Raw genomic sequence first — 19650 nt, forward strand, 5'->3', positions numbered from 1 at the left:
AGGCCCCGGGCGCGCCCGAGGCGGGTGCCCCGCCGGCCGGCGGGTGAGTATCGACCGGCGGGACGTGCCGCCATCCGGGGTGGCTCGAAATCAGGTCACGCCGGCGGGCGGCCGCGCTCCTCGCGCTCGCCCGCGCCGGCGTCGCGGGCGCCGTCGTCGCGCGTGACCTCGATGCGCTCCTTGCGGAGCTCGCCGCGGACGGTCTGCTCGTCCTGCACCTGCTCGGTGCGGAGCCGGACGCGCTCGACCGGCACGGTCTCCTTGGAGATGACCGGGCGCTCCTCGTAGAGGATGATCTCCTGGTCCGCCTCGGCGATCGTCACCTTCGGGTCCGGGCGGCCGCCGGCGATGGGCTCGCGGTCGATCCGGATCTCCTCGTGCGAGACCGGGATCGTCTGCTCGACCATCTCCGTCTCGATCCACTTGCGCACCCGGACGCGGCCGGCCTCGTGCCGCTCGGTGCCGATGCGCATCTGCTCCTCGGACCGGGTGATCTCCGTCATCGGCGCCTCGGCGCCCTCGCGCGCCGACTGGGGCGGCATGGACTTCCCGGCGGCCCGCTCGCCGGCGGGACCCCGCTTGCCGCGCTCGGGGTGGACGGCCATCCCGGCGGCGCCGGTCGTCCCGGCGGTCCCGGTCGTTCCGGTGGTTCCGGTGGTTCCGGTGGTTCCGGTGGTTCCGGTCGCTTCGGCGGCGCTCCTCGTCTCGGCGGCGTCCCGGGTGCCCGCGGTCTCGCCCGTCTCGTCGGTGCCCGCCGCGTCCGGCGCCCCAGCGCTCCCGGTCGTCTCGGACGTGCCCGTCTCCGTCTCCCCGCCGGTGCGGCGGCCGCCCGGGGGACGCACCCCGTAGTGCCTGTACAGGTCCACGATCTGCGCATGCGACAGGTGCTCGTCGGCGTCGACGTTCGGGGCGCCCTTGATGGTCTCCTTGTCGTACGGGACCGTCAGGGCGTCCTCGCCCTTGCGGGCGCCGGACAGCGGGACGAAGCTCTCACGCATCCCGAACCAGCCGGTGTGCACGGTCACCCACTCCGGGGAACCGGAGTCGTCGTTCAGGTAGACCTGCTTGACCGTGCCGACCTTCGTCCCGTGGGTGTCGGTCACGCTCATCCCCATGAGCTCCCGCACCTGTGTCTGCGTCTGCACGTTGAGCACCTCCGCTTCCGTGAACGCTTCCGGACGGCGGGGGGCCGGGGGGAGGTGGAGCCCGCCAATCGGTAGCGGTGTTCAGTTGATCCCGAGTTGCCGCGTTACCTGCTGCTTTTCCGGACACGGTCGCCATAAACGCGTTTACCGGATTATGAGAGTCGTTTTGCCAAGAAGTTACAGCGACCACCTCGCAACCCTCGCCACGCCTTTTCCGACATAACCCCACAAGTGACTCATCGGCGAATGGCGCCTTTGTCAATATGGTGATCATTTTATCCGTGCGCGGTTTTCCCCGCCCCCCTCCGCGCGAAGACTGCGAGGGACGTTCCCACACATCGGAGAACCGAAATGCGCGACTTTTCTCGGGCGGCCAGGCAGGCATGGGCGGGGCCGACCCCACTGGCGATCCCACCGGCGGCCCCGCGGACGGCCAGAGCGGCGGCCACGGTGGCGGCGGTGTCGGCCGCCCTGGCGTGCACGGCGTTCACGGGGGCCGGCGCCGCCGCGGTCCGGCGCCCGCCCACCTGGTGCAAGCCCGGCGGCACGCTCACCGCCCGCGCGATGCCGCAGAGGATCAAGATCGCCGACTGCGACCTGCGCGGCCGGACCGTGCGCGGCGCGAACGGGCTCACGGCGACCGTCCCGTCCGACGGCACCTCCCTGACCGCTTACGCGCTGCGCACCGACGGCGCCGCCGAACTGCGCATCCGGGTGGACTCCCGGGCGGGTGAGATCAGCATCGGCACGCAGGGCGACCGGGTGCCGCAGGGCAGGCCGCGCCAGTTCCGGGCGCCGGCGGCCGCGTGCCAGGACGGCGCGTACCGCCCCCAGCCCAGCAGGTGGCCGAAGGGCACCACCGTCCAGTGGAGCTACTACGCCGGGACGGCCGGCCTGCCGAGGGACCCCATCGCCAGGGGCGTCGCCGCCATGCCCGAAGCCCGCACCGACTGCACGAGCGCGGGACGCTACACGCCCCGGCCGGACGTGGGCGAGCACTACGCGGGCCAGACCACCCGGCCCCCGAACGTGACGAGCGCGGCCGCCTGCGGGACCCGGGACCGGGCCAACACGTTCGGCTGGCTGGCCATGCCGAGCGCGGAGACCCCCGTCCTCGCGGCGACCTGCACATGGTTCTCCGGCCCGACGACCGTCGAGACGGACATGGCGGTGCAGTCGCAGGGCAAGCGGTGGTGGACCGGGGGGACGTGCCCGTCCGGGACCTACTCCGCCGAGGCGGTCGCGGCGCACGAGGCGGGCCACGTCTTCGGCCTCTCCCACGTGGAGGGCGCCGAGCACCGCTCGCTCACGATGACGCCGTCCCTCGCGTCCTGCGACAACGGCCCCGCCACGCTCGGCAAGGGCGACTACGACGGACTGATCGCGCTCTACGGCGGGCGCTGAGCGGCGCGAGCCGCACGCACCGTCCCAGCGTCCCGCCGCGGAGCGGGCCGGACGCGGCTCAGCGTCTGGAGTCGATCTTGCCGACGACGACGAGGCGGCGCCGGTCCGAGCCTTTGGGCGTGCAGGTGACGAGCGTGAGGTACCGGCCGCGGGGCGCGCTGGCCCGCTTGAACGGCACCGGCTCCAGAGCCCGCCGGTTCCGCGGGTCGACGACGCGCTTGCTCCGCACCTTGTACACGTAGGACCTGCGGCCCACCCGCAGGACGATCCGGTCGCCGCGCCGCACCCGGTCGAGCTGGTAGAACGGGGCGCGCCAGGTCGTCCGGTGGCCGAGAAGGACGGCGTTGCCCTCGTGCCCGGGGAGCGCCGTCCCCGGGTAGTGACCGACGCCGCGCCGCAGCACCGCCTCGGTGACGCCCTGCCTGACGCCCATCTTCAGGCCCATCCGCTTGATCCGGATCTGCGCGATCGGCGCGCCGGTCCGCGGCCGGGTCTCGGAGACCGCCGCCGGCGCGGCCCGCGCCCCGGTGACCGCGCCGAGGACGGGCACGGCGCAGCACGCGGCGAGAGCCGCCGCGAACAGGGACTTTCGGTCGAGCATGGTTCCCTCTCCATAGATCGGAACTCTGCTGACATGGGGAAGGGGCGGCACGTCTGCCGCCCCTCCTCCGCTGCTCGTCGGCCGCGGATCGTCATCCGGGCCGACGCGTGCTCAGCGCAGGACCGGAGAGCCGAGGGTGACGGGCGAGTCCTTCCCCGTCGGCACCTTCGGGCCGATCTGCCCGGGCTTGACGTCCACTCCGGGCACCGCGCCCCTGAGCCCGTCCACGAACCCCTTGACGGCGGGCAGGGCGTCCGCGCGGCGGTAGTTCGGGGCGGTCTTCGGCGCGGTGTTGGCGATGCGAGAGCCCTCCGAGCGCATCGTCGAGGGCAGCTTCTTGTGCTTGGCGGCCGGACGGTGCTTGGACGGCTTGTAGGGCTTCTTCTTCTTGGGCGTCCGCAGGGTGGGCGGCAGCTCCTTGTGGCCGTGCCCCTCCTCGACCGTCGCCCCTCCCTTGCACTGCGCCTCCGCGAGGCCGAGCAGCGAGACGGCGTTGCCGCACGCGTTGATCGGGGCCTTGATCGGGACGTAGGCCTGGGTGCCGTTCGCGGCGCCGAAGTTGCCCGTGCTCGTCATCTTCACCTTGGGGTCGCCGTGCCGCTTGACGGACGCGCCGCCCTTGCACGCGGCCTGCGCGGCGCCGAGCACGCCGACGGCGTTGCCGCAGACGTCGACGGGGATACTGATCGGCGCGAAGACCTGGGTGCCGTTCAGCAGCCCGAAGTTGCCGGCGCTCGTCATGTCGACGCCGCGGCCGCCGTGCTCGCCGCCCCAGCCGCCGCCGCCCCAGTCGCCGGCCGTCCGGTAGCCCGAGTCGGCCTGCCGGTGGTTGCTCTTGACGGACGCGCCGCCCTTGCACTGGGCCCGCGCGAGCCCGACGACCGCGATGGCGTTGCCGCAGACGTTGACGGGGATGCTGATCGGGGCGAACACCTGGGTGCCGTTCAGCAGCCCGAAGTTGCCGGCGCTCGTCATGTCGACGCCGCGGCCGCCGTGGCCGCCGAACGACTCGTCGGCGCTGGCCGGGACCGCGGTGGCGAAGGCGGCTCCGACGGCGAGGGCGCTCGCGGCCACCAGGGCGGCGCGGCCGGTGTTCCTGGACCAGATGCGCATGATGTGTTGCTCCTGTCGGTTCGTTGCGAATCGGTGGTGATCGGTGGTGATCGCTGCGCGGCACCATCCGGGTGGGCGCAGGACCGGCAGCGGCCAGGCGCGGCCGTTGCGTTTCCGGGAAAGATCGAGGTGAGGGCGGGCGGCGTGCTTCGCGCACGCGGCCGCCGTGAGCCGGCCGTTCACGGCCGGGCGGGGGTTTCCTAGTCGGGGACGACGGAGGGGCCGCCGGGCGCGGCCACGTCGCGCAGCGCCGTACGGCGGAAGGTGCCCGGGTCGCCGGCGGACGGCGCCGCCGGGTACTGGCGGTCCAGCAGGTCGGCGAACGGGGCGAACGGGTGCCCGCCCGCCGAGCCGCCGCCGCGCGGGGCGTCCTGACCGGACGGCAGCGCGGGACCGGGCGACGGTGTGCGCTGATCGCCGCGGCAGCCCGTGCAGGGAGCGGAACTCTCGCGCGCCGGTCCGTCCGCGGTCGCCGCGAGCGGTGCGGCGGCGGACCTGGCGTGCGCCGCGGCGGCGTGCGCCGCCTCGGCCCGCGCCCGGTCGACGCCGGGCCGTGCCTTCGCCCCCTGCTCGACCGCGGGCGTCGCGGCGTCGCTCAGGAGGGACCGCTGGTCCGTCACCCGGTGGACGAGGCCCCCGATGACGGGACGCCCCTGAAGAAGGTCGGGCATCCCCACGTGCGGAACGCCGGCCTCGTCGGCCACGTCCCGCACGCGCCGGACGGCCCGGTCCTTCCCGGCGAGCAGGTCCTGCTGCCGCGCCCGCAGGTACCGGACGGGGTGCTCCCCGACCTCCCGCACGACGCTGGAGACGGCAGCGGGAACAGCCCCGCCGACAGGGCCCGTGCCGAGCCCGGAGCCGGAGACCGCGCTCGGCACGGCCTCGGAGAGCGATCCCGAAGCATCGCCGACCGGGGACTCGGAGCGCCGGCCCTCCCGGACCTGCTGGTCATGGCGGGCCCGACCATCGTGGCCGGTCTGACCGTGGCCGGTCTGACCGTGGCGCATCTGGCCGCCGTGGTCGGCGGTGAGGCGGCGGATCGGGGCCGTGGCGTCCAGGTTCGCGACGCGCGGGGTCTGGGCGAGCAGGCCGCCCTCGTTCCGCTTGGCGTCCGGGCCGGCGGCGGGGTGCGCGGCCCGCTCCGCCGCGAAGGCGGAGTGGGTCAGCGCGGAGAGCGTGAGCCATCCCGCGAACACGAAGCCCGCGACGGCGACCATGCGCACCAGGACGGAGGGGAGGGCGTGCGGCAGCCGACCCTGCGGGCGCTTCGCCCCGCGCTGGATCGGTTCCGTGTGCACAGCCGCTTCCTCTCGATCACCGTGGCCGTTTTCCGGGCCCCGGTCGTTCTGGACGGCATGAACGTAGCACCGGAACGGAACCGATCAGGGAGCCATTGCCCGGTCTCCCGCCGTGTCTCCCCATCATTTACCGTGGCATTAATCCGGCTTTTATTTCGGCCGGTTTCCCGGTACCGGCCATCCGTTTTGCCAGGCTCTTGCTATTTGTCTAACCCGCGCGCTTTCTTCGGGGTTCCGGGGCCCTGGCGAAACCGGCAGGGGGCGCCTCCATGCCAGGCGTCCGGGAGCAGCATGGTGGACGGCATCGGTGCGCTACATTCAGTGAACAAGTGGTCACTCTCGGCCGTCCTCCGAGGAGCTTGCGATGATCGATCCCTCGTCGGCGATGGCGCGCCTGCTGCTCGCGCGCACCCAGCGCCCCCGCCGCCAGGCCCGCCGGTTCGTCACCCGGGCCGATGCCGACCTGATCACGCTTTCCGCCGTTTCCGCCGCTCAGGACGCGCCCCCCGCGCGCGGAGCGTGGACGCTCTACTCGCGCCTTCAGTGGTCCGTGGCCGTCGCCAAGGCCGAGCGCGCGCGCCGCCGGGCGCGGCCGCCCTGGGGGTGAGGGGCGGCCGGGGCCGGAGAACCGGAAGCCGGCGGGCGCCCTGAGGCGCACCGCCGGCCCGGAGGATGATTCTTCACCGCTGGGAGGAGGTTCCCGGCTCCAGAAGGCCCGACCGCCGGCTCGCGGGCACGCGCACGCGCGGCGTCCGCCGGACGATGTGGCGCGCGATCCGCCGTGCGGCGAAATCGGAGCCGTGCACGAACCGCATGACCGGCCCGAAGGTGGAGGCGGCGGCGAGGCCGGCGAAGTAGAGGCCCGGCGTGGACGCCTCGAAGTCGCGGCTGAGCACCGGCGCGCCGAGCCGGGTCGTGATGCGGTCGCGCAGCTCGGGCGCGAGCAGGGTGAGCCGCTCGACGTCGGGGACGAACCCGGTGGCGGCGATGACGTGCTCGACCTCCGTGACGAGGCGGCGCCCCTCGTGGTCGGTGGTGGTGAGGGCGACGCCGTCGTCCTGCTCGACGGCCTTGCCCAGCAGGCGGCCCGTCGAGACGCGGATCCGCTCGTCCAGCCGGTCGCGCAGCCACCACGCGCCCGCCGGCGGGAGCGTCTCGCGCACGATGCGCCGCCGGGTCCGCTCCGGCAGGTACCGGACGAGACCGGGCCGCTCCGCCCAGATCCACGTCCGGTAGCCGGTGCCGAGCCCGGACCTCGGGCCCTCCCGCAGCAGGGCGCGCGGCGACCGGTGCTCCTCGGGGACGGTGTTCCAGTCCAGGACGCGCCGCCGGGCGATCAGGTGCGGCCGCGCCCCCGCGTCGGCCAGCAGCACCGCCGTCTCCAGCGCGGACTGCCCGGCGCCGACGACCGCGACCTCCTTGCCCGCGAACAGGCCGAGGTCGCTGTGGGCGCTGCTGTGCGAGACGAGCCAGGACGGCATGCCCGCCAGCTGCTCCGGGATGTGCGCGAACGGCCCGACGCCGACCGCGACGACGACCGCGCGCGCCGCGATCGCCTCGCCCGAGGACAGCGTGACGAGGTAGCCGCCCGCGATGCCCCGCTCGACGTTCACGACCTGCGCGTCCTCGATGCCCGGGACGGCCTCGGCGGCGAACCAGCGCCCGTACTCCACGAACGTCTCCAGCGGGATCGGCTGCCCCATGCGCCAGCCCGGATGGCGGTCGGTGAACCGCAGGCCCGCCTGCGGAGCCCCGAGGTTGGAGGCGAACGGCTCGGACTTGAGGTACATGCCGAGCGGCATGTTCGCGTCCCAGAACCGCATCGGCTCGCCGATGACCCGGACGTCGAGCCCGAGATTCTGCAGGTAGGCCGCCGTCGACAGGCCGTAGGGCCCGGCGCCGGCGATGACGACGTCGCTGGCCGAGTCGCTCATGTTCCATTCCCCCCGTGTGTGCGTGGTGTTACCTGGTGCGGAGCCGTTCGACCGCGCGGAGCGCGCTGCGCCGCCCCATGGCGAGGAAGGGCGGCAGGTCGTCGCCCGCGTACCAGGCGAACTCGTCGGCCTCCCGCAGCGGGCGGAGGGTCTCCCGCAGCGGGCGCAGCCGCGGAATCCGCGGCGGGCCGGGACGCGATGGCGTCCCGTGGCGCGGCCGCCGGGCCGACCGCGCGAGGTAGTGGTTCTCCACGAGCAGGTTGCGGCCGGGCGCGGGCCGCGCGTCCGGGACGGGCCGCCCCGACTGATGCAGGTGCAGCACGCGCGCGAGGTCGAGGCCGTCCCGGTCGGTGAACAGGCGGAACTGCGCCCCGATACGGGGGTTGAAGTCCAGCAGGTGGTGGCCGCCGCCGGCGGCGTCGAACCGGAAGTCGAGGTCGACGAGGCCGCGGCAGCCGAGCAGGTTGACGATGCGGACCGCGAGGCGTTCGAGCTCGGGGCTGGCGACCCACTCCCCCGCGACCGTGTGCCCGGCCTGGGGCGGGTGCGCGAGGTGCTTGCGGCCGGTCCCGCCGAACAGGCAGTCGCCGTTCTCGTCGAAGTAGCCCTGGAAGAACCAGTCGCCGCCCGTCGGCGGGATGCGCCGCTGCAGGATCAGCGGGCCCGCGCCGCCGTCCGCCTCGTCGGCCGGGCGGCGGTCGCGGGTGGCGGCGAAGAGCCGGTGCAGCTCGCCGAGCGTGGGCACCAGCGTGGTGCTGCGCATCCCGGGGCGCATCCGCCACGGCCGCGCCCACTTGGCGATCAGCGGCAGGCCGAGCTCGGCGGCGGCCTCGTCGACGTCGGCGGCCGACTCCGGCGTCAGGCTCGGCGGGCAGGGGAGGCCGTGCCGGCGGCACGCCTCCAGCAGCCGGGCCTTGTCGGCGACGCCGCGGGGGACGCCGGGGTCCTGGCGGGGGAAGACGAAGTGGGGTCCGAGGCCGTCCGCGTGCTCGGCGACGAAGATCGCGCCCGCGTCGTCCATGGGGACGAGGAGCGCGGGACGGCCGATCCGCTCGCCGATGGCCCGCAGGTGGCGCAGCAGGTCGTCCGGCCGTTCCGCGGGCGGGCCCCAGGGGTGCCCCCGGTACAGGTAGCGGGATCGGGACGAGGGGTTGCCGCGCCCTTCCAGGATCGCGTGCACGGGGACCCCGGCGCGGCCGAGGCTGCGGATCGCCGCGAGCGTGCCGTGGTGGAAGAGGTTGCGGTCGGTGCGCAGCAGAAGGACGGGAAGGCCCGGGTCGAGGCGCGCGCCGCGCGTCCGGGCGGCCGGCGGCCGGCTGTCGAAGAACATTCGTTCAGGCCCATTCCCTCGTATCGCGGCGCACGACATCCCTTCCTCACGGTAAATTTTCACATCTTCCGCCCGGCCGACTTTTTCACGGTGGGCCTCCGAGGGCATACGATACGCATGCGAGCTGCGGATATCCATTCGGCAGGACGGCCGTCGCGACCCCGGCGTAAAAGGTCGCCGTTCTGGTGTCCGCTCCCTCCTATTCTGGCCGCATCCGTGGTGTTGTTCGCCCTCATGGCGTCGGCACTGGTGACGTGGCAGCAGCCCCGGGCGATTCACCGATGGACGGCGCATGTGCCGCTGGGGGCGTTTCTGGGTTCGGGTCCGGAGGGCGTGGCCCGGGTGGCCCGCTTCGAGCGCTGGCTCGGTTCGACGGTGACGGTCGGGCGCACCTACCTGCCGGGCGACGACTGGTCGGCGATCGAGGGGCCGCGGGCGATGCTGGCCGCCTGGGCGCACTGGAAGGCCGCCGACCAGCGCCGCATGCTCGTGGTCAACGTCCCGATGATGGCGCCGAACGAGGCGGGGATCCCGGTGCCGGTGCTGGCCTCGCTGCTGCGCGGCGGCGCGCTCGGCACGTTCGACGCGCACTACCGGACGCTCGCCCGCCGGCTGGTCTCCCTGGGCGTGGGCGACACGGTCATCGTCCTCGGCTGGGAGATGAACGGGGAGGTCTACTCCGGGCGGTGCGCGCCGGATCCGTCCGCCTGGAAGGAGTATTGGCGCAGGATCGTCGGCACCATGCGCGCGGTTCGGGGGGCGCGTTTCCGTTTCGATTTCGCGCCGACGCGGGGGCAGGACGCGATCCCGTGGACGGAGTGCTATCCGGGTGACGACGTCGTCGACATCGTAGGTTCGGACAGTTATGACCAACCCGAGGGAAAGTCATTCCAGGATTTCGTCGACGAGCCGTATGGTCTGCGGGATCAGGCGGCGTTCGCGACCGCGCACGGCAAGCCCCTCTCGTTTCCTGAATGGGGCCTGTTTCGCAATTCCGACAATCCCGAATACATCCGGGGGATGCACGACTGGATCATGTCGCACGACGTCGTCTACCAGTCGATCACGGACTACTGCCCGCACGGGGTCTGGTCGTGCGGCGGCAACCCGCGCTCCTCCGCCGCCTACCGGGAGCTGTTCGGCGGCGTGATCGCCCCGCCGCCCCCGGGCAAGGGGCCGTTCACCCCGACACCGGCCACGTCCGCACCGGCCACCTCGGCACCGGCCACCTCGGCGCCCGCGACCTCGGCACCGGCCGTCCCGGCGGCCTCGGCACCGGCCGTCCCGGCGCCCTCGACCACCGCGCCGCCCATCAAACCGCCTTCCAGAACGCCCTCCAGGCCGCCCAAGCCGGTGACGCCGCCGTGGACGGGCCCGCCCGCCACCGCCCGCGCGTCCACCAGGGCCTCCTCCGGGGTCTCCCCGAACCCGGCGACGTCCCGGGTGACGTCCGCGAGGAGCGCCACCGTCCAGCGGATGTCGTAGGCGGCGGACGCGGCGGACGCCGCGCGGCCCTCCCGCTCGGCGATCCCGGGGAACAGCAGCCGCCCGGCCATCTCCTCGGCGAGCGCGCCCGGGTCCTCCATGGGCACCAGCGCGCCGAGCCCGGGACGGACGACCTCGGTGATGCCCGGGATGTCCGTCCCGACGAGGGGGCGCCCGGTCGCGAGCGCCTCCAGCGCCGTCAGCGGCAGGCCCTCCCACCGCGACGGCAGCACGACGAGGTTGGACGCCGAGAGCCAGTCGCGCGGGTCCTCCACGGCCGGGACGAACCGGACCCCGGCCACCCGCTCGCCGCGCAGCCGGTCCAGGTCCTCTCCGTCCCCGACGATGGCGAGCTGGGCGGACGGGCAGCGCGCGGTGACGCCCGGCCACGCCGCGACCAGGACGTCCTGCCCCTTCTGCCGGGTCAGCCGCCCGACGCACACCGCGAGCGGCACGGCGGCCTCCAGGCCGAGCCGCGTGCGGGCGGCGAGGCGCGCGGCGGCGTCGGCGGGCGTGAACCGGGCCCGGTCGACGCCGTTGCGGACGAGCCGGTACGGCCCCCGCACGCCCGCCCGCATGCCCTCGCGCAGCTCGCCGATGCCGACGCAGACCAGGGCGTCGCTCCACCGGGCGCCGGCGCGCTCCCACCGGCGGCTGAGGCCGTCCAGCCGCCCGGTGGCGGCGAGCCACGACCAGCCGTGCGGCTGGAAGATCGTGGGCGTGCCGAGCGGGCGGCGCAGCAGCCTCCCGGCCAGGCCCGCCTTCGACGAGTGCAGATGCACGACGTCCGGCGCGAAGCCCTTCACGAGACGGCGAAGGGCGAGCGCCTCCAGCAGGGTGCGGGGGCCGGGGGCGCGCCCGGCGTCCCAGTTGAGCCAGGGCACGCCCGCCGCCATGCACCGCTCGGGCAGGTCGCCGCCGGGCGGGCAGGCGACCGCCACCTCCCAGCCGCGCCGGCGCTGGTCGGCGGCCGCCTGCCCGACGTAGACGGCGACGCCGCCCGCGTTCGGCTGGCTGACGTGCAGGATCCGCAGCGGGGTGTCGTCCCGCGGGTCGGTCATGGAGCGGAGGGGACGCGGCCCCCGGCCGGGCGGACGTGCGCCCCCGGTCCGCCGCGCCGCTGTTCCGACAGGTACGCGCGGGTCCGGGCGAGCCCGGCGTAGGCGGTGGCCGAGACGGTCCGCCCGAGGATGATCCGCTCGTTCCGGACGGGCGTCGGCCGCCACTTCAGCTTGTACGGCTCCTCCCCGCGCAGCAGGCTGACGCCCTGGCGGTGCCGGTCGCCCGCGAGGGCGAGGTCCTCGCGCAGCATCATCAGCGAGACGTCCACGCGGGACCGCAGGTCCGGGAGCGCCCCGTACAGGTAGGCGCCGACGTGCCGGTGCCCGATCAGCACGAGGTCGCTGGCGACCAGCCGGTCGTCCCACCGGTACTGCAGGACGGCGGCGCGCCCGTCGCGGACCATCCCGGCCGCCGCCTCGGCGAGGTGGCGGCGGAACCGCCCGCGGGTGTGCTCGGGGTTGATCGGGCGGCCCCGCCACTGCCGGGCGTGCAGGTCGAGCAGCGCGTGGACGGCGTCCGGGACCTGGTCCGCCGGGACGCTCTCCGCCGTGATGCCGCGCACGTCGATCTTGCGGAGTTTGGCGCGCATCTTGCCGGCGGTGCGGCGCGGAAGCCGGTCCAGGACGGCGTCGATGCCCGTGCCGAAGCCGGCGTCCCCGGCGACGGGCAGTTCGAGGCACACCGAGGACGGCGTCCGCCAGGCCCGGCGCGGCCACTGCGCCGCGAGCAGGTGCGCCGCCGAGCCGGGGCGGACCTCCCGCAGGTCGAGCGCGCACCATCCGCGCTCGTCCAGCAGGGCCCGCACGAGGTGCCGGACGGCGCCGTCCGCGTGGACCGGGTCGATGAGGACGTCGGTGAAGTCGCTCTGGTCGGCGGCGATCGGGACGAGCACCGGGAACCCGTGCCGCACGCCCGCCGCCAGCGGCGCCGCCGCGACGAGCCGGCCGCGGAACCGGACGGCGGCGAGGCGGAGCCGCCCGCGCGTCCCGTACCAGCCCCACCACGACTTGATCCACTCGTAGGCCTGGAAGGGCGTCGCGGCAGGGCAGCGGTCGTAGAGGTCGCGCAGGTCGTCGGCCAGGGCGACGAGGGCCTGCTCGTCCCGGTGCACCTCGGCCGACCACTCCGTGGAGGCGCCCGGCAAGGCCGCCGGCCGCGCGGCCGGCCTGCCGGAGAGCGCGGTCGCGGTCACGAGCCCACCTCCACGCGGCCGGTGGGGACGGGACCCGAGAGCGCGGCCGTTCCCGGCGCCGCGGGAACGCGGTCCCCCTCCCGGCGGTCGGCCCGACCGCGCCGCCCGCTCATGACGGCGGCGGCGAGCCCGGCGAGCAGGATCCCGGACGCGGTGCCGACGGCGACGCCGAGCGGCAGGTTCGGCGACGACGGCTCGGCGGGCGGCTCGGCGAGCGTCATCAGCGCGACCCGGACGCCGGTGTCGGAGCGGTGGGACGTGCCGTACCGGACGAGCGCGTCGGCGGCGGCGTTGGCGAACGCGGCGGCGTCGCGGGCCGTCCGGCCGCTGCCCGCGAGCTTGATCAGCGGCGTGTCCGGCGAGGTGGACGCCTGGATGTGCGCGCGGGTGGAGGCGTCGCCCCCGTCCGGCAGCGGGATCGATGAGTAGGCGAGGGTCTCCGGGAGCGGCGCGAGCCGCCCGAACGCCTGCGCGAAGCTGACCGCCGCCGGGCCGGACCGGCCCTCCCCGGCGTCCACGACCAGGACGAACGCCGTCGCGGTGTAGGTGGTGGGCGCGAACACGGCGTAGCCGAGCCCGCCGAGGAACCCGGCGAGCACGAACGCGATGGGCAGGCCGAAGCGCCGCGCCGCCGCGGCGGTCCACCCGCGCAGGCGCCGGGCCGGGGCGAACCGGCCGGCCCGGCCTGCCCGCCGCACCGGTCCCGGCGGTCCCGGCGGCCTCGGCGGCCTCCTCCTGGCGTCACGTCGCTGCATCATGAGCCCTCTCTCGTGTCGGTTCGGCCCGGCCGGCGAGCGGCTCGGGGCGGTAGAGCCGGGCGAGCTCGGCGGCCCGCTCGGCGACGGCGTAGCGGGAGACGGCCGGCGGCACCCGCCTCCGGTCGCGGGGTTCGCGCAGGGCGCGCCCGAGTTCGGCGCTCCAGACCCCGGCGTCGGAGGGCAGGCGCCGCGCGTCCGGGGCGTCGCCGGGCGGGAGGCAGTCGAGGGCGGGGCAGGCCGTGTAGCGGACGGGCAGCCCGGCGGCCAGCCCCTCCAGGACGCCGAGCCCGAACGTCTCCTGGACGGACGGCGCGGCGAGCACGTCCATGGCGGCGAGGGCGCCCGCGACGTCCGAGGTCGCCCCGGCGAACACCACGCGTCCGGAGACGCCGCGCTCGCGCGCCAGCCGGGCGAGCGCCTCCCGCGCCGGGCCCGCGCCGACGAGCAGCAGCCGGACGCCGTCCAGCCGCGCGACCGCCTCGACCAGCACGTCGAACCGCTTGGTCGGGACGAGCCGCCCGACGCCGCCGACGACCGGCTCGTCCCGGCCGATCCCGAGGCGGCGGCGCGCCGCGGCCCGGCGGGCCGGGTCGAACGCGAACGCGGCGGCGTCGACGCCGTTCGGGATGACGACGATCCGGCCGGGGCGCACGCCCCAGGCGCGCAGGCGCGCGGCGACCGCGGGCGACACGGCGACGGTCGCGGACCCGAGCCGCTCGGTCGCCCGGTACAGGGCCCGGACGCCGCGCGTCGTCGCCCGCCCCTCGATGTGGCCTTCGCCGAGCGAGTGCTCGGTGGCGATGACGCGGGGCGTCCCCGCCATGCGCGCGGCGATCCGGCCGTACACGCACGCCCGGTAGAGATGGGTGTGGACGACGTCGTACCGCCCCCGGCGGATCAGCCGGGCCAGCCGGGGCAGCGCCCCGAGGTCCCGGTTGCCGCGCATCCCGATCTCGTGGACGGGCACGCCCGAGCGGCGGATCTCCGCGCCGAGGGCGCCGGCCCGGGTCAGGGTCGCGACCTCGCAGGACACCGGCAGGTGGCGAAGCAGCAGCACGAGCTGGCGTTCGGCGCCCCCGTGCTCCAGCCCGGTGATGACGTGCAGGACCCGGGTCACACGCGGCTCCTCCGGCGCAGCTCGTGGCGGACGAGCTTGACGCGCAGCCGCAGCGGGCCGTCCCGGTCGCCCACGTAGGTGCGCGGCAGCGCGTGCCGTCCCGGCTCCTCGGGGCGGATGTCGCACGCGTAGTCGTAGCCCGCGGCGCGCACGGCCTCGACCTCGCGGACCGTGGCGTGCCCGTACGGGTAGGCGAAGCCGGTGACCGGGCCCTCGACGAGGTCCTCCAGCGCGGCCCGGCTCTCCTCCAGTTCCTCGCGCAGTTCGGTGTCGTCCGTCTCGGGGAGCGAGACGTGGTGGCGGCCGTGGGAGGCGACCTCCATCCCGACGTCCGCGACGGCGCGGATCTGCTCGGCCGTCATGAGCGGCTTGCGCGGGCCGTCGTCCCACGCGTTGTAGGTGCCGATCCGCCCGGAGACGACGAACACCGTGGCGCCGAACCCGTAGCGCACCAGCGCCGGGACGGCCCGGGTCGCGAAGTCGGCGTACCCGTCGTCGAAGGTGAGCCCGACCATGCCGCGGGCCCGTCCGGCGGCGTGCGCGTCCAGCAGTTCGCGCATGCCGACGCCGCGCAGGCCGCGCGCCCGCATCCACGCCATCTGCCGCCCGAACCGCGCCGGCGACACCGTCACCAGGTGCGGGTCCTCATCGAAGTGGTCGACCGAGTGGTACATCAGCACCGGCGGCGCGTGCCGGATGCCCTCGGCCGTCCGCGCCGGTCCCGGAGGCCGCGCCGGTCCCGGAGGCCGGGCCGGTTCGGTCAGATGCGTGGGTTCTGTCGGCTTGCTCACTGCTGTCCCCCGATTCGGTGCGGCCGCGCCGGTGGCGCCCACCGAGCGGCCGTGAAGCGATCCATGGAGCGACGAGGTCTGGGCCCGCCAGGACGGCGAGGACGGCGAAGGCGCCGGCGACCACGAGCCCGCCGACCGCCAGCCGGACGAGCACCGGCGCGTCCAGCGCCCCGGCGGCGAGCGTCCCCGCCGCGCAGGCCCCCGCGGCGGCGAGCACGAGCCGCGACACGTCGGCGGCGATCCGGCGCAGCGGGACGGGCGCGACGCCGCGCCGGAGCCCGGCCAGCATCAGGACGGCGGCGAGCGTGATCCCGGCGGCGTTCGCGGCGGCCAGCGCGAGCGTCCCGGCGGACGCGGCGAACGCGCCGCCGATCGCCGCCGTGGCGGCCAGCCCCACGGCGAGCACGGCCGCCGGGCGCCAGGTCGGCTCCCTGCGCGCGAAGAACGCGCGGGCGGCGAGGCCGACCGCCGTCTGCCCCCACAGGCCGAGCGCGTACACGCGCAGGATGGCCGCGGTGCTCGCGGTGTCGGCGGACGTGAACTCGCCGTGCTCGAACAGCACCCCGATGACGACCGGCGCGAACGCGACCAGGAACGCGGTCGCGGCCAGCACCATCGCGCTGGCGACGGCGAGGTCCTGCCGGATGCGGCGGGCGACCTGCGCGGTGTCCCCGTCCGCCGAGGCGCGGGCGAGCCTCGGGAACGTCACGGTGACGATCAGCAGCGACAGCACCATCGGCACCTGCGCGACCTTCTGCGCGTAGTTCAGGTGCGAGATCGACCCGGCGGCCAGCCCTGCCCCGAGGAACCGCTCCACGAACACCTGCGACTGCCGCGTGACCGTGTAGACGACGATGGGGGCGATGGCCGCCAGCCCGAGCCGGACGTCCACGCCCCCGGACGGCGCCGCGTCCCGTTCCCCGGGCGCGTCCCGCAGGCAGCGCAGGAACGCCGGGAGCTGCACCGCGACCATCAGGAGGCTGCCGCAGGCGACGCCGACCGCCGCGCTGGTGATGCCGACGGCGCCGGACAGGCCCGCGATCAGCGCGAGGATGCCGACGTTGTAGGCGAGGTAGATGGCGGCGGGCGGCCCGAACCGGTGGTGGGCGCGCAGCGTCGCGCTCATGAAGCCCGCGACGCCGAACGTCACGACGGTGACCGCGGTCAGCCGGACGCACTGGACGGCCGGGCCCTGCTCGGTCAGGCCGGGCGCGAGGGCGTCCACCACGGCGGGCGCCGCGATCGCGAGCGCGCCGGTGACCACCGAGAGGCCGAGCACCATGCGGGGCAGGGCCGTGCCGACGAGGAGGCGCAGGCCGTCGCCGCGCGCGAGGAGCCGCGTGACGACGGGGACCATGAGCAGCGCCATGGCGTCCTCGATCAGCAGCGGCGAGACCGTCTCGGGGATCGTCCAGGCGACGAGGAACGCGTCCGTGCTGCCGCTGGCGCCGAACAGGTCCGCCATCACGAGGTCGCGCAGGAACCCCAGCGCGGTGCCCGCGACGACGAGCACCCCCGACACCATCGCGGCCCGTCCCACGGAACTGCCGGGGACGCGCTCGCCGCGCTCGGTCATGGTGCCCTCCCTGAGGGGGACGCCATGTCCGGGGAGGCGCCGGCCGCCCCGAACGCGCGCGCCGCCGTGAGGCCGAGGATGACGCCGACGAGCGCGCACGTGGGCCCGCCCAGATCCGCGTACAGGAAGTTGACCAGCAGGAAGGCCAGCAGCGCGACGCTCGCCAGCCAGAACGGGTCGCGGGGGTCGCGCCGCGTCCACAGCCCGGCGACGATCACGGCGAGCAGCGCGGCGAACCCGGCGAGGCCCACCACGCCCTGCTCGGACAGGAACAGCAGGTACTCGTTGTGCGGCGACAGGAGCGGCTGCCGCACGTACCCGTTGACGGGGTCGTCGGTCTCGCTGCCGGACGACAGCTCGATCGTGGCGTAGGTGTCGCGGTAGGCCGGGAAGTTCTTCACCCCCACGCCGGTGACCGGGTGGTCCTCCCAGATCCGGACGGCGGCCGCCCACAGGTCGTACCGGTCGTCCACGGACCGGTCCGGGGAGGTGACCGAGCCCACCGCCGACCTCGCCCGCTCGACGACGGCCTGCGATCCGCCGCCCGCGACGCCGAGCAGGACGAGCATCAGCGCGCCGCAGCAGGTCAGCACCTTGACGGCCGTCCACCGGTCGAACAGCGCGAGCGTGAGGACGGCGGCGGCGCCGAGCGCGATCCACGTCCCGCGGCTGAGCGCGAGCGCCAGCGCGGCGCCGAGGACGGCGATCCCGGCGAGCGCGGCCGGGACCGCCGCGGCGCCGTGCCGCGGCGCCACGAGCGCGAACGCGGTCAGCACGAGGAACGCGAACCCGACGACGATCGACATGGCCATCACGTCGAGCGCGCCGAACGTCCCGACCGCGCGGATGTTCTGGCCGCCCATCGACGCGCCGTTCCCGGTGACGGCCTGCCAGATCCCGTACGCCGCCTCCGCGAGGCCGAGGCCGAGCACCGACCAGCAGACGGTGGCGAGGTCGCGCCGGTCCCGGACGAGCACGACGACGGCGAGCGGCACCAGCACGAAGACCTGGAGGTCGCGGACGAACCCGGCGAGGCTGGAGCCGATGTCGGCCGAGTGCACGGTGCTGATCCCGAGCGCCGCGACCAGCGGCCCGAACGCCGGCAGCACCCGGCGCGGCAGCCGCGCCCGGCCCGTGGCCAGCATCCCGACCGCGGCGAGCACGAGCACGGCGCTGGCGACGTCCCCGGCGGTGGCCTGCGCGCCGGACCCGGTCGCCTGCGCGCCGGACGGGATCCCGGCGCACGCCACGGTCGCCGCGATCAGCAGGCTCGGGCGCCTCGGCGGCGACCACGCCACGAGGGGGGCGGCGGCCTGCGCCGTCATGCGGCGTCCCGGCAGAGCATCGCCCGCGCCGTCAGCAGCAGGATCCTCAGGTCGCCGGTGAACGACCAGTGGTCGATGTAGTGGTTGTCGAGCCTCGCCCGCAGCTCGATGGAGGTGTCGCCCCGGAAGCCGTGGATCTGCGCCCAGCCCGTCATCCCGGCCGGGACGCGGTGCCGCGCCACGTAGCCGGGGCAGGTGCGGGAGAACTGCTCCACGAAGTGCGGCCGCTCCGGGCGCGGCCCGACGAGGCTCATGTCGCCGCGGATGACGTTCCACAGCTGCGGGAGCTCGTCCAGCGACGTGGCGCGCAGGAACCGCCCGACCCGGCCCATCCGCTCGTCGTCCTTGACGGTCCAGCGGGTGTCGGACTCCCGCTCGTCGGCGGGCTTCAGCGTCCGGAACTTCAGCAGCACGAACTCCCCGCCGCCGAGCCCGACCCGCCGCTGCCGGAACAGCACGCCGGGCCCGCCCTCGGCCCGCACGGCGACCGCGCACGCCGCGAGCAGCGGCGACGCGAGCACCAGGACCAGGGCCGCCACGACGACGTCGAGCACCCGCTTCGCGCGGCGCGCCGCCGGGGACCGCAGGCCCCACTCGACCCGCGCGCACGGCAGCCCGGCGAGGTACTCGCGCCGCCCCGGCACCACCGGGACGACGTCGGACGGCGGCTGGACGACCAGCGTCTCGCAGGGCAGCGCGAACGACATCCGCAGCACCGCGTCGAGCCGCTCGCGCGGCACGTCCTCCGCGACGACGACCAGCGTCCCGATCCCGTGCGCCTCCACGAGCGACGGCAGCTCGGAGGTCTCCCCGAGGACGGGCGCCGCCCCCGGGGGCCCCTCCGGATCTCCCACGGACACCTGCCCCGCCACCGCGAGCCCGAGGTCGCCGCGCTCGCGCAGGAGGTCGAGCACGTGGGCGGCGGTCCCGCCCGTCCCGACGACCAGCGCGGAGCGCGCCCGGGAGCGGCGGTTCCGGTACGTCCGCACCAGCGCGTTCACGAACCCGCGCGCGCCGAGCTGCACCGTCCCGCACAGCACCGCGGTCCACAGCCAGGAGGGGGCGTCCGCCCGCACCAGCGCCGCGATCCCGCAGACGAGCAGCGTGCGGAGAAGGAGCGGCGGCGCGGCGGCGAGCAGGGACGGGGCGCGGCGCGGCCGGTACAGCCCGCCCGCGCCGTTGAGCGCGACGACCGCTAAGGCCGCGAGGCCCGGCAGGACGCCGCCCCCGGACAGGGACACCGCGGCGGCCGTCGTCCAGCCGTCCAGCACGGCGAGCCCCACCGGGCACAGCCCGGCGAGCATCCGCGTCCTTCGCGGAACGACCGGCCGGCCGCCCGCCGAAAGGAGTTCCGGAGGAACCGCGCCGGAGTCGACGGAGAAACTCAGCCCCTGGGCTCTCATCGCGCGTCCCCTTCACAGACAAGCACCTTGCGGGGCCGTCGCAGGCGGCCAGGGATCAGCATCGCACCTGGTCAGAGCACAAATCGCCGCTTTTAACCGGGGCCGCCGCAGTCTTG

The 19650-nt window shown here is 75.4% G+C and carries 17 protein-coding genes and 1 pseudogene; 3 read left to right on the forward strand and 15 right to left on the reverse strand.

What is annotated here, in order from left to right; all coding sequences use genetic code 11:
* Positions 1 to 95: 95 nt before the first annotated feature.
* Complete coding sequence (locus ACQEU6_RS26280; protein ID WP_499335693.1) at positions 96 to 1145, reverse strand: PRC and DUF2382 domain-containing protein; 1050 nt, start codon at positions 1143 to 1145, stop codon at positions 96 to 98.
* A 351-nt stretch (positions 1146 to 1496) separates the two neighbouring features.
* Here ACQEU6_RS26280 and ACQEU6_RS26285 point away from each other — a divergent pair, with 351 nt between their 5' ends.
* The gene (locus tag ACQEU6_RS26285; RefSeq protein WP_499335694.1) at positions 1497 to 2549 is read left to right on the forward strand and encodes a matrixin family metalloprotease; all 1053 of its coding nucleotides are present in this window, start codon (positions 1497 to 1499) and stop codon (positions 2547 to 2549) included.
* Positions 2550 to 2607: 58 nt separating this feature from the next.
* Here the strand turns inward: ACQEU6_RS26285 and ACQEU6_RS26290 are convergent, their stop codons facing one another.
* The 3 genes from ACQEU6_RS26290 to ACQEU6_RS26300 form a co-directional block, all read right to left on the reverse strand.
* Positions 2608 to 3150 carry a class E sortase gene (locus tag ACQEU6_RS26290; RefSeq protein WP_499335695.1) on the reverse strand — a complete coding sequence of 181 codons (543 nt, stop codon included), beginning with the start codon at positions 3148 to 3150 and terminating at the stop codon, positions 2608 to 2610.
* A 111-nt stretch (positions 3151 to 3261) separates the two neighbouring features.
* The gene (locus tag ACQEU6_RS26295; protein WP_499335696.1) at positions 3262 to 4263 is read right to left on the reverse strand and encodes a chaplin family protein; all 1002 of its coding nucleotides are present in this window, start codon (positions 4261 to 4263) and stop codon (positions 3262 to 3264) included.
* A 200-nt stretch (positions 4264 to 4463) separates the two neighbouring features.
* On the reverse strand, positions 4464 to 5561 hold the full coding sequence (locus tag ACQEU6_RS26300) for a hypothetical protein (RefSeq protein WP_499335697.1): 1098 nt from the start codon (positions 5559 to 5561) through the stop codon (positions 4464 to 4466).
* A gap of 364 nt (positions 5562 to 5925) precedes the next feature.
* Between ACQEU6_RS26300 and ACQEU6_RS26305 the strand changes: the two genes are divergently transcribed.
* The gene (locus tag ACQEU6_RS26305; RefSeq protein WP_499335698.1) at positions 5926 to 6168 is read left to right on the forward strand and encodes a hypothetical protein; all 243 of its coding nucleotides are present in this window, start codon (positions 5926 to 5928) and stop codon (positions 6166 to 6168) included.
* A gap of 73 nt (positions 6169 to 6241) precedes the next feature.
* Here the strand turns inward: ACQEU6_RS26305 and ACQEU6_RS26310 are convergent, their stop codons facing one another.
* From ACQEU6_RS26310 to ACQEU6_RS26320, 3 genes are all read right to left on the reverse strand, one after another.
* Complete coding sequence (locus tag ACQEU6_RS26310; RefSeq protein ID WP_499335699.1) at positions 6242 to 7495, reverse strand: NAD(P)-binding domain-containing protein; 1254 nt, start codon at positions 7493 to 7495, stop codon at positions 6242 to 6244.
* 28 nt (positions 7496 to 7523) lie between these two features.
* Positions 7524 to 8825 carry a carboxylate--amine ligase gene (locus tag ACQEU6_RS26315; RefSeq protein WP_499335700.1) on the reverse strand — a complete coding sequence of 434 codons (1302 nt, stop codon included), beginning with the start codon at positions 8823 to 8825 and terminating at the stop codon, positions 7524 to 7526.
* Between the two features lie 392 nt (positions 8826 to 9217).
* Positions 9218 to 9403, reverse strand: coding sequence for a hypothetical protein (locus ACQEU6_RS26320; protein ID WP_499340605.1), 186 nt, complete (start codon positions 9401 to 9403; stop codon positions 9218 to 9220).
* A gap of 82 nt (positions 9404 to 9485) precedes the next feature.
* Here ACQEU6_RS26320 and ACQEU6_RS26325 point away from each other — a divergent pair.
* Positions 9486 to 9662 (forward strand): annotated as a pseudogene (locus tag ACQEU6_RS26325) (glycosyl hydrolase family 26); the annotation flags it as partial.
* Between the two features lie 287 nt (positions 9663 to 9949).
* Here ACQEU6_RS26325 and ACQEU6_RS26330 read toward each other — a convergent pair.
* Genes ACQEU6_RS26330 through ACQEU6_RS26365 form a run of 8 tightly spaced genes read right to left on the reverse strand, consistent with a single transcriptional unit; the run spans position 9950 to position 19534 of the window.
* Positions 9950 to 11371 (reverse strand): glycosyltransferase family 4 protein, encoded by a 1422-nt coding sequence (locus ACQEU6_RS26330; RefSeq protein WP_499335701.1) that lies wholly within the window; start codon positions 11369 to 11371, stop codon positions 9950 to 9952.
* Positions 11368 to 12564: a GNAT family N-acetyltransferase gene (locus ACQEU6_RS26335; protein ID WP_499335702.1), complete on the reverse strand. Its 1197-nt coding sequence runs from the start codon at positions 12562 to 12564 to the stop codon at positions 11368 to 11370. The genes ACQEU6_RS26330 and ACQEU6_RS26335 overlap by 4 nt, the downstream gene beginning before the upstream one ends.
* Positions 12561 to 13322, reverse strand: coding sequence for a YveK family protein (locus ACQEU6_RS26340; protein ID WP_499335703.1), 762 nt, complete (start codon positions 13320 to 13322; stop codon positions 12561 to 12563). Before ACQEU6_RS26340 ends, ACQEU6_RS26335 begins: the two co-directional genes overlap by 4 nt.
* Entirely contained in the window at positions 13306 to 14439 is a 1134-nt protein-coding gene (locus tag ACQEU6_RS26345; protein WP_499335704.1) for a glycosyltransferase, read from the reverse strand. Before ACQEU6_RS26345 ends, ACQEU6_RS26340 begins: the two co-directional genes overlap by 17 nt.
* A complete protein-coding gene (locus ACQEU6_RS26350; protein WP_499340351.1) occupies positions 14436 to 15113 on the reverse strand; it encodes a polysaccharide deacetylase family protein in 678 nt (225 codons plus the stop codon). The genes ACQEU6_RS26345 and ACQEU6_RS26350 overlap by 4 nt, the downstream gene beginning before the upstream one ends.
* The gene (gene murJ / locus ACQEU6_RS26355) at positions 15085 to 16806 is read right to left on the reverse strand and encodes a murein biosynthesis integral membrane protein MurJ (protein ID WP_499335705.1); all 1722 of its coding nucleotides are present in this window, start codon (positions 16804 to 16806) and stop codon (positions 15085 to 15087) included. The genes ACQEU6_RS26350 and murJ overlap by 29 nt, the downstream gene beginning before the upstream one ends.
* Positions 16803 to 18131: an O-antigen ligase family protein gene (locus ACQEU6_RS26360; protein ID WP_499335706.1), complete on the reverse strand. Its 1329-nt coding sequence runs from the start codon at positions 18129 to 18131 to the stop codon at positions 16803 to 16805. The genes murJ and ACQEU6_RS26360 overlap by 4 nt, the downstream gene beginning before the upstream one ends.
* Positions 18128 to 19534, reverse strand: a complete 1407-nt coding sequence (locus ACQEU6_RS26365) for a sugar transferase (protein WP_499335707.1) — start codon at positions 19532 to 19534, stop codon at positions 18128 to 18130. Before ACQEU6_RS26365 ends, ACQEU6_RS26360 begins: the two co-directional genes overlap by 4 nt.
* Positions 19535 to 19650 lie beyond the last annotated feature (116 nt).

The sequence above is a fragment of the Spirillospora sp. CA-108201 genome, from assembly GCF_050936235.1.
In the GTDB taxonomy this organism is placed as follows: domain Bacteria; phylum Actinomycetota; class Actinomycetes; order Streptosporangiales; family Streptosporangiaceae; genus Spirillospora.